Origin of the sequence: Enterobacter sp. SLBN-59, from assembly GCF_024807915.1 — a bacterium.
GTDB classification, from domain to species: Bacteria; Pseudomonadota; Gammaproteobacteria; order Enterobacterales; family Enterobacteriaceae; genus Enterobacter; species Enterobacter asburiae_B.
Window position 1 is genome coordinate 2693068 of record NZ_JANUFI010000001.1, and the last position, 14487, is coordinate 2707554.

General features: G+C 56.4%; 13 protein-coding genes. 4 read left to right on the top strand and 9 right to left on the bottom strand.

The genetic code is table 11. The annotated features are described in order from the left end of the window. Window positions 1-8 precede the first annotated feature (8 nt). Window positions 9-698, bottom strand: coding sequence for an LrgB family protein (locus tag M2422_RS12880; RefSeq protein WP_023310063.1), 690 nt, complete (start codon window positions 696-698; stop codon window positions 9-11). Then, entirely contained in the window at window positions 691-1101 is a 411-nt protein-coding gene (locus tag M2422_RS12885) for a CidA/LrgA family protein (RefSeq protein ID WP_064672983.1), read from the bottom strand. The genes M2422_RS12880 and M2422_RS12885 overlap by 8 nt, the downstream gene beginning before the upstream one ends. 102 nt (window positions 1102-1203) lie before the next feature. Between M2422_RS12885 and M2422_RS12890 the strand changes: the two genes are divergently transcribed. Further along, window positions 1204-2091 carry a LysR family transcriptional regulator gene (locus M2422_RS12890; RefSeq protein WP_023310061.1) on the top strand — a complete coding sequence of 296 codons (888 nt, stop codon included), beginning with the start codon at window positions 1204-1206 and terminating at the stop codon, window positions 2089-2091. A gap of 508 nt (window positions 2092-2599) precedes the next feature. On the opposite strand, the gene M2422_RS12895 is transcribed toward M2422_RS12890, so the two are convergent. The 4 genes from M2422_RS12895 to soxR form a co-directional block, all read right to left on the bottom strand. Then, on the bottom strand, window positions 2600-4246 hold the full coding sequence (locus M2422_RS12895) for a Na+/H+ antiporter (RefSeq protein ID WP_033144417.1): 1647 nt from the start codon (window positions 4244-4246) through the stop codon (window positions 2600-2602). A 150-nt stretch (window positions 4247-4396) separates the two neighbouring features. Further along, window positions 4397-5746: a guanine/hypoxanthine transporter GhxP gene (ghxP, locus tag M2422_RS12900; RefSeq protein ID WP_023310059.1), complete on the bottom strand. Its 1350-nt coding sequence runs from the start codon at window positions 5744-5746 to the stop codon at window positions 4397-4399. Window positions 5747-6040: 294 nt separating this feature from the next. After that, window positions 6041-6712 (bottom strand): glutathione S-transferase family protein, encoded by a 672-nt coding sequence (locus M2422_RS12905; RefSeq protein ID WP_064672984.1) that lies wholly within the window; start codon window positions 6710-6712, stop codon window positions 6041-6043. A 368-nt stretch (window positions 6713-7080) separates the two neighbouring features. After that, window positions 7081-7539 (bottom strand): redox-sensitive transcriptional activator SoxR, encoded by a 459-nt coding sequence (gene soxR, locus M2422_RS12910; RefSeq protein ID WP_023310057.1) that lies wholly within the window; start codon window positions 7537-7539, stop codon window positions 7081-7083. Window positions 7540-7637: 98 nt separating this feature from the next. Between soxR and soxS the strand changes: the two genes are divergently transcribed. Next, entirely contained in the window at window positions 7638-7964 is a 327-nt protein-coding gene (gene soxS / locus M2422_RS12915; protein ID WP_013095071.1) for a superoxide response transcriptional regulator SoxS, read from the top strand. Between the two features lie 6 nt (window positions 7965-7970). Here the strand turns inward: soxS and M2422_RS12920 are convergent, their stop codons facing one another. Further along, a complete protein-coding gene (locus M2422_RS12920) occupies window positions 7971-9536 on the bottom strand; it encodes an EAL domain-containing protein (protein ID WP_029740210.1) in 1566 nt (521 codons plus the stop codon). A gap of 645 nt (window positions 9537-10181) precedes the next feature. On the opposite strand from M2422_RS12920, the gene M2422_RS12925 reads away from it, so the two are divergent. Then, window positions 10182-10463 carry a YjcB family protein gene (locus tag M2422_RS12925; RefSeq protein ID WP_008503385.1) on the top strand — a complete coding sequence of 94 codons (282 nt, stop codon included), beginning with the start codon at window positions 10182-10184 and terminating at the stop codon, window positions 10461-10463. A 62-nt stretch (window positions 10464-10525) separates the two neighbouring features. Here the strand turns inward: M2422_RS12925 and ssb1 are convergent, their stop codons facing one another. Beyond that, the gene (ssb1, locus tag M2422_RS12930; protein WP_029740211.1) at window positions 10526-11056 is read right to left on the bottom strand and encodes a single-stranded DNA-binding protein SSB1; all 531 of its coding nucleotides are present in this window, start codon (window positions 11054-11056) and stop codon (window positions 10526-10528) included. Window positions 11057-11306: 250 nt separating this feature from the next. Here ssb1 and uvrA point away from each other — a divergent pair, with 250 nt between their 5' ends. Then, the gene (gene uvrA, locus M2422_RS12935; protein ID WP_029740212.1) at window positions 11307-14129 is read left to right on the top strand and encodes an excinuclease ABC subunit UvrA; all 2823 of its coding nucleotides are present in this window, start codon (window positions 11307-11309) and stop codon (window positions 14127-14129) included. A gap of 3 nt (window positions 14130-14132) precedes the next feature. Here uvrA and M2422_RS12940 read toward each other — a convergent pair whose 3' ends face one another. Further along, window positions 14133-14486, bottom strand: coding sequence for an MmcQ/YjbR family DNA-binding protein (locus M2422_RS12940; protein ID WP_023310053.1), 354 nt, complete (start codon window positions 14484-14486; stop codon window positions 14133-14135). Window position 14487: the final 1 nt, after the last annotated feature.

A 14487-nucleotide genomic window follows, 5' to 3' on the forward strand; every position in this document is an offset into this window, starting at 1 on the left:
CGGGGAGCTTAAAACATCACCCACGCCACCAGCGGCGCAATCAGCACCATCACTACGCCTGAGAGCATCATCACCAGGCTCGCGACAACGCCCTCCTGCTGCCCCAGCTCATACGAACGTGCCGTACCCGCCCCGTGCGACGCCGCGCCAAACCCCGCGCCTTTTGCCATCCCTTCACGGATCGACAGGCGCAGGAACAACATATCGCCGACCGCCATACCGAACACGCCCGTCACGACAACAAACAGCGCCACCAGATCCGGCTGCCCGCCGAGCGGTTTAGCGGCCGCCAGCGCAAACGGCGTGGTCACCGAACGCACCGCCAGGCTGCGCTGAATTTCATCGGGCAGCGTAAACAGCCGCGCCAGCCAGACGGAGCTGCACACCGCCACCACCGTGGCGGTGATGACGCCCGCGCTGAGCGACATCCAGTGGCGTTTGATAATCGCCAGGTTGTCGTAAACGGGGACGGCAAAAGCGATGGTCGCCGGGCCGAGCAGCCACAGCAGCCAGTGGGATTCGCCAATGTAGTTTTGCCAGGAGATGTGGCCGAAGACCAGCATCAGCACCAGCAGGATCGGCGTAAAGACCAGCGGCATCAGCGGCAGGGCATGAAAGCGGCGATACAGCCGCTTGTTGGCAAAGTAGATCGCCAGCGTCGCAATCAGGCACAAGACGCTGATCTGAAAATTAGTCATGTTTGTGCCTGCTGATTTCAAAGCGATACACTTTATCCACCACCCAGGCGGTTGCCCCCAGCACCATCAACGTACTCAGCGCGATAACCGCAAAGATTCGCCAGCCGTCCACCATCAGCAGCTGCGCGTAGTTCACCACCGCCACCACCGCCGGAACAAAGAACAGCAGCATCTCCGCCAGCAGCCAGCGCGCCCCGGCGCGCACCCAGTTAAGGGGGATCACGCGGCACAGAATAAGCGTCAGCATCAGCAGCATCCCGACAAGATTGGCGGGCAGCGGCAGATGCAGCCAGCCGACAAGATATTCCGCGAAAACAAACAGTCCCGCGTAGAGCAGTACCTGCACCGGGACCTGGAGTCGTTGCACAACGGCAGGCGTAAAACGGCTTAACGCCACGGCCATGGGGGTTTTCCTCAAAAATGAGACGAGGCGCCAGTATAGAGAGCGCACGGTATGGACTGAAATGAATTAAAATCATCAAAGGTATAGTTTCGAGGAATAATCATGGACATAAGAACGCTGCGCTATTTTGTCGAAGTGGTTCGTCAGCAAAGTTTTACCCGCGCAGCGGAGAAGTTGTTTGTTACCCAGCCCACCATCAGCAAGATGCTGAAAAACCTCGAAGATGAACTGAACTGTACCCTGCTGATCCGCGACGGGCGCAAGCTGTTGCTGACCGACACCGGACGCGTGGTATTCGAACGCGGGCTGGCGATTCTGGCGGAGTTTCGCCAGCTGGAAGCAGAGCTGGGCGATATCAATCATCTGAAGAAAGGAGTGCTTCGCCTCGGCATTCCGCCCATGGTGGGGATGATGATGGCCGGGCCGATTAGCCTGTTTCGCCAGCGTTATCCCGGCGTTGAGCTGAAGATTTCGGAGTTTGGTGGGTTAACCGTCCAGCAGGCCGTCACCAACGGCGAGCTCGACGTGGCAATGACCGCCCTCCCCGTTGAGGAAGAGAGCGGTCTGGCGACGCTTCCGCTCTTTAGCCACCCGCTGTGCGTGCTGGTTCCCCGCTCCGGCGACTGGCTGAAGTTAGACTCGGTGAGACCTGAACTGCTCGGCGAGCACCCTCTGCTGATCTACAACGAAGACTTCGCCCTCAGCCGCCAGCTAATGACGCTGTTTAACCAGCATAACGTCAAGCCGCGCATAGCGGTGCGCAGCGGACAGTGGGATTTCCTGGCGGCGATGGTGCAGGCCGGCGTGGGGATTGCCATTCTGCCGCAGCCGATTTGCGAGCGTCTGGATAAAAACACGCTGCGCTGGATCCCGCTGGAGAGCGACCTGCACTGGCAGCTGGGGATGATCTGGCGCGAAGGGGTGTATTTATCGCAGAGCGCGCAGGCCTGGCTGCAATGTTGTGAGGGGTTTTGGGTGCCCTCACCCTAACCCTCTCCCACAGGGCTGAGGAATCCCCAGTAATTTTTTACCTGAAGCGATGAACGCTTCTTCTGCAAAATTAATGGCTTACAGCGACACCCTGGTCCGGCTGTAAATCGCCGAAGCGTTTCCGTAAGGCCGGGGCGAGGCGCAGGGATGCGCCGAGAGGGCGTGGCCTGCAGGGATGCAGGCTCATGCCCGACCCGATAGCCTGAAGGAATAAGCTGAGGGCACCGCGAAGCGGCGATTTACCGCCGGGAGCCCGGGTCGCCAGGGTGGTGGCGATTGAGCCACCCTGGCACGTTCACCGGTCATGTCGTTACAGAGTAGCAAGGAACATAAAGTGAACGGAATGACCTCCACAGCCGTATGTTCCCCCTCACCCCAGCCCTCTCCCTCAAGGGAGAGGGGGTCGTCCGTGCAGGCATTATTTTGTGGGAAACCCTCAGCCCACAAGGAGAGGGAACCGATCGAGCACGCAGGCCCGGTAAGCGCAGCGCCACCGGGCAAAAGCGCGCTACTGATTCTCTATCAACAGCGCTTCCAGCAGGTCCAGATCGTGCAGCAGCTTTTGCAGCGTTTCGTTGCTGATCTGGCGCGTGGCGCGCAGATGGTACAGCTCGGCGCGCTCTGAGCGCAGCGCCGCCAGGCGGAACCGACGCTCCAGGTTTTCCTCCTGCAGCGAGCTTTCCACGTCGTTACGCCCGTCCGCGCGGCGGCGCAGGTTACCAATCACGCGGGAACTGACTTCCGTCAGCAGCTGATTGTCGATGTTCTCTTCCGCATCCGCGGCCAGACGCTCTTCCATTTTCTGAATCGCGACAATTGCCACTTCGGCGGTAGCCGCCCGGGCAATACGCTCCTCTTTATGCTGCTGGGTCGAATCACCGGCATCAATATGCTGGAGTAAAATCGGCAGCATAATCACGCCGACAAACAGGGAGAACAGAATCACGCCCGCCGCCAGGAAGACCAGCTCGTAGCGCGCCGGGAAGACGTCGCCCGTGGGCAGCAGCAGCGGAATGGAGAGCACACCGGCAAGGGTGATCGCCCCGCGTACGCCCGCAAAAGAGGCGATCAGCAGCTCACGCGTTGTCCACGAGCCGAACTCCATCGGCTTTTTCTTCAGGAAACGTACGCTGAAGTTTTTCATCGTCCACAGCCAGCCGAAACGCACCAGCATCAGCGCCATGTAGATCAGCACGATGTCGGTAAACAGCATCCAGACCTCAACGTTCGGATCGGCTTCCGCCGCCACCAGCGAGGATTCCATAATGCCCGGCAGCTGCAGGCCCAACAGCAGGAACACCATGCCGTTAAAGACAAATTCCAGCATGGCCCAGGTGCTGTTGGCACGCAGGCGCATGGCCAGCGGCGCGCGACGCATTACGCCGGAACGGGTGATGGTCATCCCTGCCGCAACCGCAGCCAGAATGCCCGACACGCCGATATGTTCGGCAATCAGATAAGAGGCAAACGGCAGCAGGAACAGCAGTACGATCTGCGTTGCGGGTTCATCGCCGCCCCAGCGGCTGAGGAAGCGCAATGAGCGGCCGTACAGCCAGCTCACCACGAAGCCCGCCAGAATACCGCCAATCGCCACCTTGAAGAATTCCAGGGTTGCGCCGCCGATGGTAAAGACCATCGTGCCCATCGCAACGGCCACGGCAAACTTCAGGGCGACCAGGCCGGAGGCGTCGTTCATCAGCGCCTCACCCTGTAAAATCCCCATGATTTTCTTCGGAATACGGCCTTCACCCACAATGCCGGACAACGCCACGGCATCGGTTGGCGACAGCACGGCGGCCAGCGCAAAAGCCGGTATTAATGGAATACCCGGTACCGCCCAGTAGATCAGAAAACCAATCCCGACGACGGTGACCACCACCAGCGCCAGCGCCAGGCCGAAGATCTCGCGCCCGTGCTCAAGGAATTCGCGGGTGGGCGTTTTCCAGCCATCGGCAAACAGCAGCGGCGGAATAAACAGCACGAGGAACAGTTCGGGGTCAAATTCCACGTGTAGGCCAAACGTCGGCCACGCCAGCAGCGCGCCGATGGCAATTTGCATTAATGGCAGGGGGACCTGAAAGGGCAGTACGCGTGTAACCACCCCGGATAGCGAGACCACAAGGGTCATGATGAGTATTGTGAAGAAGATTTCCATGCGTTCCCTGTTTGCTGTGTTGCTTATGTACTCCGGAAGGCGTCGTGCCTTTTATTCTATCTTCTCCAGAGTAACGCAAAAGGCAACAGGATGAGTCCTGAAAATAAAAACGGGCGGCCTGAGCCACCCGTTTTCGCATCAATGGACAACTTAGATTGCCCAGCCGCCCGCGTAGAACGCTACCAGCGCAACGGCGATAATCACGGTGCCGACGTTCAGCTTGCGCCATTCACCGGAGACCAGACGACCAATCACCAGCGACGCGAAGCCGATCATAATGCCGGTCACGATGTTACAGGTCAGGACGATGAAGACCGCGGTAATCAGGCCAGACATCGCGTCAACGAAATCCGCAAAGTCGATTTTCGCCACGTTGCTCAGCATCAGCAGGCCAACGTACATCAGCGCTGGCGCGGTCGCATACGCCGGAACCAGATAGGAGAGCGGAGAGAGGAACAGGATCAGCATGAACAGCACGCCGACGGTGATCGCCGTCAGGCCGGTTTTACCGCCTGCCGCCGTACCCGCTGCGGACTCGATGTACACCGCCGCAGGCGCCGCGCCCACCAGACCAGAGAAGACGCTGCTCAGGGAGTCGGTGGTCAGCGCTTTGCCGCCGTCAATAATCTGACCGTCTTTATCCAGCAGGTTCGCCTGACCGGCCACCGCACGAATGGTACCGGTCGCGTCAAACACGGCGGTCATGACCAGCGCCAGCACGCTTGGCAGGATCACCGGGTTCAGCGCGCCAACGATATCCAGGCTGCCAATCAGGGAGTTGCCTTTGTCATCGCTCAGCGACGGCATGGCGAAGATACCGGAGAAGTGTACGGTTGGATCGAAAATCAGGCCGACAATAGAAACGCCGATAATGGTCAGCAGAATGCCGCCAGGCACCTTCAGTTTTTCCAGACCGATAATCACCGCCAGACCGATCAGCGACATGATCACCGGGAAGCTGGCGAAGTGGCCCAGCGCTACCGGCAGACCGTCCAGCGGGTTCTTGATGACCAGACCGACGCCGTTGGCGGCGATCAGCAACAGGAACAGGCCGATACCGATGCCGGTACCGTGCGCCACGCCCTGCGGCAGGTTGCGCAAAATCCAGCTACGGATGCCGGTCGCTGAAATCACGGTAAACAGCACACCCATCAGGAACACGGCACCCAGCGCAACCGGTACGCTGATGTGCTGACCCAGCACCAGGCTGAACGCGGTAAACGCGGTCAGAGAGATGGCGCAACCAATCGCCAGCGGCAGGTTCGCCCACAGACCCATCACGATGGAGCCCACGCCGGCCACAAGACAGGTCGCCACAAAGACAGCCGCTGGCGGGAAGCCTGCTTTGCCCAGCATGCCCGGCACAACGATGACGGAATAAACCATCGCCAGAAACGTTGTCAAACCGGCAACAATTTCCTGGCGCACGGTGCTGCCGCGGGCCGAAATTTTAAACATGGCGTCAAGTGAACCGCCAGTACGCGCAGATGGCGTAGACATAGAAAACATCCCCTGAGAGTTTTTTAGGAAGTCCGTAAGCGAGGTGGAGACGCCACTGCCAGCTGAACGTCAAATCCTTGTGTTGCGTTTGTGACGAAAGGGCGTCACAAAAAAAGCAAACGTTTAGCTCCGCGCTTACAAACGGGTGGTCAAATTAAGGCAAACGATTATCTAGCGTAATCCCCGCCCTTTTCAACTGAACTTTCTCGTTTTTCGCTAAAATTCACTTATGACGCTGAAGAAATAAACAGAGGATGCGCAAACGTTATCGTCTATGCGCAATTTGTTTACATTTCAGTCCTCGCCCGGGATAGATAATGGGCCCCCCTGTTCCAGGGTTCTTTGCCAGCCTGGGGTGTTCTCAACTTTTGTCTTCCACGCCAGAATATGCGGCAGATTAGCGATACCGCCTCGCGCCAGCAGGGCAAAGATCGGGAAGCTCATCTGGATATCGGCCATGCTGAGCGAATCCCCGGCAAACCAGCTGTTTTCGGCAAGATGTGACTCAATAAAGCGCGCATGGGTTTCCAGCTGACGGTTGAGATACGCTTTCTGCACCCCCTGCCCCAGCGCTTTGCCCAGGGTTCTGATACCAAACGGCACCGGCGGCTTGCCGAGGCTGTTGAAGACCAGCTTCATTAACAGCAGCGGCATCAGCGATCCTTCGGCGTAATGCAGCCAGAAGCGGTATTGCACCTTATGCGACGGGTCTAAAGGCTTAAGGCGTGACTCGGGATCGTACGTTTCCTGCAGGTACTCCAGGATGGCGCCCGATTCCGCAAGGATCAGCCCGTTATCTTCGATAACCGGCGATTTGCCCAACGGATGCACCTTTTTGAGAGCCTCCGGCGCCAGCATGTTCTTTTCGCGCTGGTAGTGGACGATCTCATAAGGCAGGCCGAGTTCTTCCAGCGCCCAAATCACGCGGTGCGAGCGTGACTGGTTAAGGTGGTGTACCGTGAGCATGGCTTTCTCCTGTTATTCATACTTTTTAACTATAGAAAATTGAACAACACCGCGAAAAAAATTCGTCTAAAAAACGGTCGGTGAGGCTGGCGAAAAAACGGGTCTTGCATAGAATTAAAGTGTCAGCACAATCCGGAACCTCCCCAACCAGCTCGACACTGAGGGGTGCTGATGTCGGGGGAAACCCTCCCGTGAACCAGCGGGATAGAGTGAAAGACAAAGACCGGGAAAAACTAAAGCGCCCTTATGTGGCGCTTTAGTTCTTTATAATGCTTTTGCCGGGTGGCGCTTCGCTTACCCGGCCTACGTTCCCGGTTTTGTAGGCCGGGTAAGGCGCAGCCGCCACCCGGCAAACCGGCCGCACAATCTCAATCCTCTTCCAGCAACCGCGCCCCCGTCCCCTGCTCGCCCAGCCTGTCGCCGGGGTTACGCAATGGACAATCGCTACGCGACAGGCAGCCGCAGCCGATACAGCCATCCAGCTCATCACGCAGGACGACCAACGTATGAATACGCCGGTCCAGCTCTTCACGCCACTGGGACGACAGCTCTTTCCACTCTTTCGGGCTAAGCGTATGCCCTTCCGGCAGCACGCCAAACGCCTCGCCGATCGTGGCCAGGGGAATTCCGATTCGTTGCGCAATTTTGATAATCGCCACGTAGCGGAGCACGTCGCGAGTATAGCGACGCTGGTTGCCCCCGTTGCGGATGCTTTTAATTAACCCTTTGCTTTCATAGAAGTGGAGCGCGGATACCGCAACGCCGCTTCGCTTCGCCACTTCACCGGGGGTTAACAGCGCTTTAATTCGCGGCAATCTCTTTTCCATAAAACCTCTTTACCTCAAGTTAACTTGAGGAATTATACTCCCCCGCAGAGAAAACGACGAATTAACCGAGATAGTTGTATCTACAGAGGGGCAACCTTATGTCGCATCAGCAGATTATTCAGACGCTTATTGAATGGATTGATGAACATATCGACCAACCGTTGAACATTGATGTGGTCGCTAAAAAGTCGGGCTATTCGAAATGGTATTTACAGAGAATGTTCCGCACGGTCATGCATCAGACGCTGGGCGAGTACATTCGCCAGCGCAGACTGCTGCTGGCGGCGCAGGCGCTACGCTCAACGCAGCGGCCCATTTTTGATATCGCGATGGACCTTGGCTATGTGTCGCAACAAACCTTTTCCCGCGTGTTTCGCCGCGAGTTTGACCGCACGCCGAGCGACTATCGCCACCAGTTGAATTAATCGCCCTCAGTGCAAAGGTTGCTGCTGCCAGGTCATAAATTCCTGGGGCGGCATCGCTTTCGCGAAGTGCCATCCCTGACAAAACTGGACGCCGCGCTTCAACAGCCAGCTTACCTGCTCTGCCGTCTCTACCCCTTCCGCAATGGTTTTCAGCCGCAGGCTTTGCGCCATCTCGATAATATGCTCGGCGATCAGGTGACTGGTACTGTTGGTCGTTAAGGTATCGATAAACGATTTATCGATTTTCAGAATATCCACGTTCAGCGAGTAGAGGTTGTGCAGGTTCGAGTAGCCGGTACCAAAATCATCGATCGCGACTTCATAACCCGCCTGACGGAAAGCCTGAATCACCGGGGTGGTTTTTGGCACATCGATAAAACCGCGTTCCGTCACTTCTATTTTGATTTGCTGCGCACGGACGGCGTAGTGGCGGGCCTTGTCGGAAATCATGGCGATCAGCCGCGAAGAGTGGAAATCCGTGGCCGACAGGTTAATCGAAATATAGAGATGCGGATGCTCGGCCAGGAAATGGCCCAGATCGTTGAACACCTCCTCAACGACATAGTCCGTAATCCGCTCGCTCATTCCCTCATTTTCCGCCAGCGGAATAAACTCAGCCGGGCTCATCACCTGGCCGTTAAAGCCAGGCCAGCGTAACAGCGCCTCCGCGCCCACACACTGATTATTCTTAATATCAATAATCGGCTGATAGTGTACGCAAAGCTGTCGTTTGTTCAGCGCGCGGTGCAGTAAGCGCCCCGGCGAATTGAGTTCACGATGGGTACGGGACCATACCAGCAAAATAATAATGCTGCAGATCATGCCCAGCGGTAGCGTCAACGTCGCCTGGTGATAAAGCGTTTCATAAAAGCGTTTATTTGATGTCGAGACAATGGCCGCAATCGGTCTTTTGGGAGATGTTACGATCGTATAAAAGCGGTTATCTTTTTGAAATACCGATTCCTTATCCCGAATCATCGAATTTAATAAAGAAACATTGGCTTTCTGGCTGACGGAAAAGAAAGCATTGGTTACCGTGTCGTACACACCCCAGGAGAGAGAATGATCCGCGGACATGACTTCGCTGTATGAAAGCGGATTGACGACCACCACATAATTTCCGCGCTGCATATATGTCATTTTATAGCCAGTATAAAATGGGGTATCGCGATAATAATAGATAGCGACGTCAGGTTTACGCGTGTAATTAGCGACAGGAATGGCGTAGGGGTGATCCGGTGTAAAAACGGTCGAACAAAGAAAATTCTGACCTTCAGCGTAAATTAAATCGGCGACAAACAGGCGGCCACGAACAACGTTCAGCATATATTGACGGTGTCCCGGCGTGCAAAGCTCGCCCTGATATTTTACCGCCTCGTCCCTGGCCAGCTCAACCTGTTGAATAACCAGCTCTGTTTTGTCTAAAGCCAGTTCAGCAAATGTGCGTAGCTGGGCGCTTGTTTCAGACACGGCACGCAGTTGGGCAAACCATAGCGCAAGCATCACCGGCAGCATAACTACCATGATGATCCCTACCACCCTGAGCATTTTGCGCCGCGCGCTACGATTCATTTCCCGCCCTATATCCCTGCATGTTGTACGCCTGTAGTACTTAAGGCCGGATGCTTTGTTAAACAGGTGATTACGTTGCATGAATCATGCGAAGTTAGCAACTGACTTTTAGTATTAAAAATCTTAAATTTCGTTATGCCGATAATATTTTCCCGTAAGTTAAACTGTAAGTATTCGTTCCGTTTCAATTAAGGAAAATAATTATCCAGCTCGTCAGGCAGACGGGAAGATAACACAACAGACAATCGTTGATTAAGCCAAACGTCTGACAGCATGAAAAAAGTACAATTTCATCATGACGTTTTATGCTATTTGCTCTGAGCCATTGTGTTCGTTGATTTATAAATAGTCAGCCTACACCACAATATTTTGAGTATTGGCGGAAAATAACGCCCCTCTTATAAAAACCGAATTTGCGCTATCCCCACTTGCCCGAAGGGCATTTTCGGCACGCTGTGACTCCGCCTCCTCGTGCGCCGAAGGCAGGACCAGCCCGCGCAATCGCCTTTTCTGAGGAATAAAATCCTCTTTTTTGATCGTTCAGATACTGGCGAATAAATCAACAAATGTGATATAGTTCACACATATTTTGTAACGAGAAACACCGTTTCATTCAGTTCGTCTGTTTTATAGAGGATGGGTTTTATGGCAACCATTACTACCAGCATGGTTCTCCTGCGCTGGCCTTTGTTGAGTGCGGTACTGATGTTTCTAGCCAGCACGCTGAATATTCAGTTTCGTAAATCTGACTATGCAGGTCTTGCTGTCATCAGCACCCTGCTGGGGCTGGGTGCGGCCTGCTGGTTTGCAACGGGTCTGCTTGGCATCACCCTGCTGGATATCGCTGCCGTCTGGGAAAACATTAAAGTGGTGATGGTTGAGGCGATGAGCCACACGCCGCCAGACTGGCCGATGGTGATTACCTGATCCCTTCCGGAATAAAAAAACCCAGACGATAGTCTGGGTTTTTTGTTTTCAGCACGCGGAAATCAGAACGGAATGTCGTCGTCGAAATCCATTGGCGGTTCGTTAGACGGCGCCGGAGCAGACTGCTGCTGCGGACGAGACTGTGCGCCGCCGCTGAACTGGTTGCCGCCCTGCGGCTGCTGAGGCTGACCCCAACCGCCCTGCTGCTGGCTCTGACCGCCACCTGCCGGTGCGCCACCGCCCTGACGGCCACCCAGCATCTGCATGGTACCGCCCACGTTGACCACGACTTCTGTGGTGTACTTCTCAGCGCCGGCCTGATCGGTCCATTTGCGGGTACGCAGCTGGCCTTCGATATAGACCTGAGAACCTTTACGCAGATACTCACCGGCCACTTCGGCCAGTTTGCCAAACAGCACTACGCGGTGCCATTCGGTCTGCTCTTTCATCTCACCGGTCGCTTTATCACGCCAGGATTCGGAAGTAGCCAGCGTAATGTTGGCAACTGCGCCACCACTCGGCATGTAGCGTACTTCCGGGTCCTGGCCCAGATTACCGACGAGAATCACCTTGTTTACGCCTCTGCTGGCCATGTTCGTGTCTCCTGAATACGTTTCTTAATAGTGTAAACGCGCGAGTGTACCATTTCCATGCTGCACTTTGATAGTTGCGTAGCACGTTCCAGAGTTCTCTCGCAACTCCACATTGTTACACAGCCAATCAGAAAATGCATTCCAATACTGTATATTCAAACAGGTCAAATTGTGTCATAATTAGCCGTTTCTGACAGCCGTTTGTCCTTCAAACAAATCAGGCAATCCGTGTTCCAACCGGGAAAGGTGAATGGATAAGATCGAAGTTCGGGGCGCCCGCACCCACAATCTCAAGAATATCAACCTCATAATCCCTCGCGACAAACTCATTGTCGTGACCGGGCTTTCGGGGTCTGGCAAATCCTCACTGGCTTTCGACACTTTGTATGCCGAAGGACAGCGTCGTTACGTTGAATCGCTCTCTGCGTACGCGCGTCAGTTCCTGTCGCTGATGGAAAAACCGGATGTCGACCACATTGAAGGGTTGTCCCCTGCTATCTCTATTGAGCAGAAGTCCACCTCGCATAACCCGCGTTCAACGGTCGGTACCATTACCGAAATTCATGACTACCTGCGTCTGCTGTATGCCCGCGTGGGTGAGCCGCGCTGCCCGGACCACGACGTCCCGCTGGCGGCCCAGACCGTAAGCCAGATGGTGGATAACGTGCTGTCGCAGCCGGAAGGCAAACGCCTGATGCTGCTGGCGCCGATCATTAAAGAGCGAAAAGGCGAACACACCAAAACGCTGGAAAACCTGGCAAGCCAGGGCTATATCCGCGCCCGTATCGACGGCGAGGTGTGTGACCTGTCCGACCCGCCAAAGCTGGAGCTGCAGAAGAAGCACACCATCGAAGTGGTGATTGACCGCTTTAAGGTACGCGACGATCTCGCCACGCGCCTGGCGGAATCTTTTGAAACGGCGCTGGAACTCTCTGGCGGCACGGCCGTGGTCTCCGACATGGACGACCCAAAAGCGGAAGAGCTGCTCTTCTCCGCCAACTTCGCCTGCCCGATTTGCGGCTACAGCATGCGCGAGCTCGAGCCGCGCCTGTTCTCATTCAACAACCCGGCGGGCGCGTGCCCGACGTGTGACGGCCTGGGCGTCCAGCAGTATTTCGACCCGGACCGCGTGATCCAGAACCCGGAGCTGTCGCTGGCGGGCGGGGCCATTCGCGGCTGGGACAAGCGTAACTTCTACTACTTCCAGATGCTGAAATCGCTGGCAGAGCACTACAAGTTTGACGTCGAAGCACCGTGGGCGAGCCTGAGCCCGAACGTACACAAAGTGATCCTGTTCGGTTCCGGCAAAGAGAACATCGAGTTCAAGTATATGAACGATCGCGGCGATACCTCCGTGCGTCGCCACCCGTTCGAAGGGGTGCTGCACAACATGGAGCGCCGATACAAAGAGACCGAATCCAGCGCGGTACGCGAGGAGCTGGCGAAATTCATCAGCAACCGCTCCTGCGCCACCTGTGAAGGCACGCGTCTGCGTCGCGAAGCGCGCCACGTGTTTGTGGAAAACACCGCGCTGCCGACCATCTCAGACATGAGCATCGGCCATGCGATGGACTTCTTCAACAATCTGAAGCTCTCCGGCCAGCGCGCGAAAATCGCCGAAAAAGTGCTGAAAGAGATTGGCGATCGCCTGAAATTCCTGGTGAACGTCGGCCTGAACTACCTGACGCTTTCCCGCTCGGCAGAAACGCTCTCCGGCGGTGAAGCCCAGCGTATCCGTCTGGCGAGCCAGATTGGCGCGGGCTTAGTCGGCGTGATGTATGTGCTGGATGAGCCGTCCATCGGCCTGCACCAGCGCGACAACGAGCGTCTGCTCGGGACGCTGGTTCACCTGCGCAACCTCGGCAACACGGTAATTGTGGTCGAGCACGATGAAGATGCGATCCGCGCGGCCGACCACGTCATCGACATTGGCCCAGGCGCTGGCGTGCACGGCGGCCAGGTGGTCGCGGAGGGAACGCTGAAGGACATCATGGCGGTACCCGAATCGCTGACCGGCCAGTTCATGAGCGGCAAGCGCAAGATTGAAGTGCCAAAACAGCGCGTAGCGGCAGATCCGGAAAAAGTGCTGAAGCTGACCGGCGCGCGCGGCAACAACCTGAAAGACGTCACCCTGACGCTGCCGGTTGGCCTGTTTACCTGCATCACCGGCGTGTCCGGTTCCGGTAAATCGACGCTGATCAACGATACGCTGTTCCCGATTGCGCAGACGGCGCTAAACGGCGCGACGCTGGCCGAGCCTGCACCGTACCGCGACATCCAGGGTCTGGAGCATTTCGATAAAGTTATCGACATCGACCAGAGCCCGATTGGCCGTACCCCGCGCTCTAACCCGGCAACCTATACCGGCGTCTTCACGCCCGTACGTGAACTCTTTGCCGGCGTGCCGGAAGCGCGCTCCCGCGGCTATACGCCAGGACGTTTCAGCTTTAACGTGCGCGGTGGCCGCTGCGAAGCATGCCAGGGCGACGGCGTGATCAAGGTTGAGATGCACTTCCTGCCGGATATCTACGTGCCGTGCGACCAGTGCAAAGGCAAACGCTATAACCGCGAAACGCTGGAGATTAAGTACAAAGGCAAGACCATCCACGAAGTGCTGGACATGACCATTGAAGAGGCGCGCGAATTCTTTGATGCCGTCCCTGCGCTGGCGCGTAAGCTGCAGACGCTGATGGACGTAGGCCTGACCTACATTCGTCTTGGGCAGTCGGCAACCACGCTGTCCGGCGGTGAAGCGCAGCGCGTGAAGCTGGCGCGTGAGCTGTCAAAACGCGGCACCGGTCAGACGCTCTACATTCTGGACGAGCCGACCACCGGCCTGCACTTTGCCGATATCCAGCAGCTGCTCGAGGTTCTGCATCAGCTCAGAGACCAGGGCAACACCATCGTGGTCATCGAACATAACCTGGACGTGATTAAAACCGCGGACTGGATTGTCGATCTCGGCCCGGAAGGCGGCAGCGGCGGCGGTGAAATTCTCGTCTCCGGTACGCCAGAGACCGTTGCAGAGTGCGAAGCCTCGCACACCGCGCGCTTCCTTAAACCGTTGCTGTAATTGTCACACGGAGAGTTGCTGTCGGGTGGTTTCCGGCAGCAGCTCAACCGCCTGCTGATAGGACGCGTCCACCAGGTAGTAAATCTGCGAGCCAGGAATCGATCCATCCAGATAGACGGTGCTCCAGTGCGCCTTATTGAGGTGCTTGCTCGGCCTCACGTCATCATGCTGCTGGCGTAGCAAATCCGCCAGTTCAGGGCTGGTTTTCAGCGACGCAGCCGGACGGCCTTCCACCTCTTTCACCATCGCAAACAGGACATCTCCCACTTTAATCTGCGTGGCTTTCCAGTCGCTATGAACGCTCTGCTCCGCGCCGGGCTTGCTCATGCAGTACTGAAGTATCTCCGAAATTGTCATC

Bases quoted from the DNA above. Each gene is read 5' to 3' on its own strand.
- M2422_RS12940 (WP_023310053.1), bottom strand. From the start codon at position 14,486: ATGACAATTTCGGAGATACTTCAGTACTGCATGAGCAAGCCCGGCGCG.
- ssb1 (WP_029740211.1), bottom strand. From the start codon at position 11,056: ATGGCCAGCAGAGGCGTAAACAAGGTGATTCTCGTCGGTAATCTGGGC.
- M2422_RS12925 (WP_008503385.1), top strand. From the start codon at position 10,182: ATGGCAACCATTACTACCAGCATGGTTCTCCTGCGCTGGCCTTTGTTG.
- ghxP (WP_023310059.1), bottom strand. From the start codon at position 5,746: ATGTCTACGCCATCTGCGCGTACTGGCGGTTCACTTGACGCCATGTTT.
- M2422_RS12905 (WP_064672984.1), bottom strand. From the start codon at position 6,712: ATGCTCACGGTACACCACCTTAACCAGTCACGCTCGCACCGCGTGATT.
- soxR (WP_023310057.1), bottom strand. From the start codon at position 7,539: ATGGAAAAGAGATTGCCGCGAATTAAAGCGCTGTTAACCCCCGGTGAA.
- uvrA (WP_029740212.1), top strand. From the start codon at position 11,307: ATGGATAAGATCGAAGTTCGGGGCGCCCGCACCCACAATCTCAAGAAT.
- M2422_RS12890 (WP_023310061.1), top strand. From the start codon at position 1,204: ATGGACATAAGAACGCTGCGCTATTTTGTCGAAGTGGTTCGTCAGCAA.
- M2422_RS12920 (WP_029740210.1), bottom strand. From the start codon at position 9,536: ATGAATCGTAGCGCGCGGCGCAAAATGCTCAGGGTGGTAGGGATCATC.
- M2422_RS12880 (WP_023310063.1), bottom strand. From the start codon at position 698: ATGACTAATTTTCAGATCAGCGTCTTGTGCCTGATTGCGACGCTGGCG.
- M2422_RS12885 (WP_064672983.1), bottom strand. From the start codon at position 1,101: ATGGCCGTGGCGTTAAGCCGTTTTACGCCTGCCGTTGTGCAACGACTC.
- M2422_RS12895 (WP_033144417.1), bottom strand. From the start codon at position 4,246: ATGGAAATCTTCTTCACAATACTCATCATGACCCTTGTGGTCTCGCTA.
- soxS (WP_013095071.1), top strand. From the start codon at position 7,638: ATGTCGCATCAGCAGATTATTCAGACGCTTATTGAATGGATTGATGAA.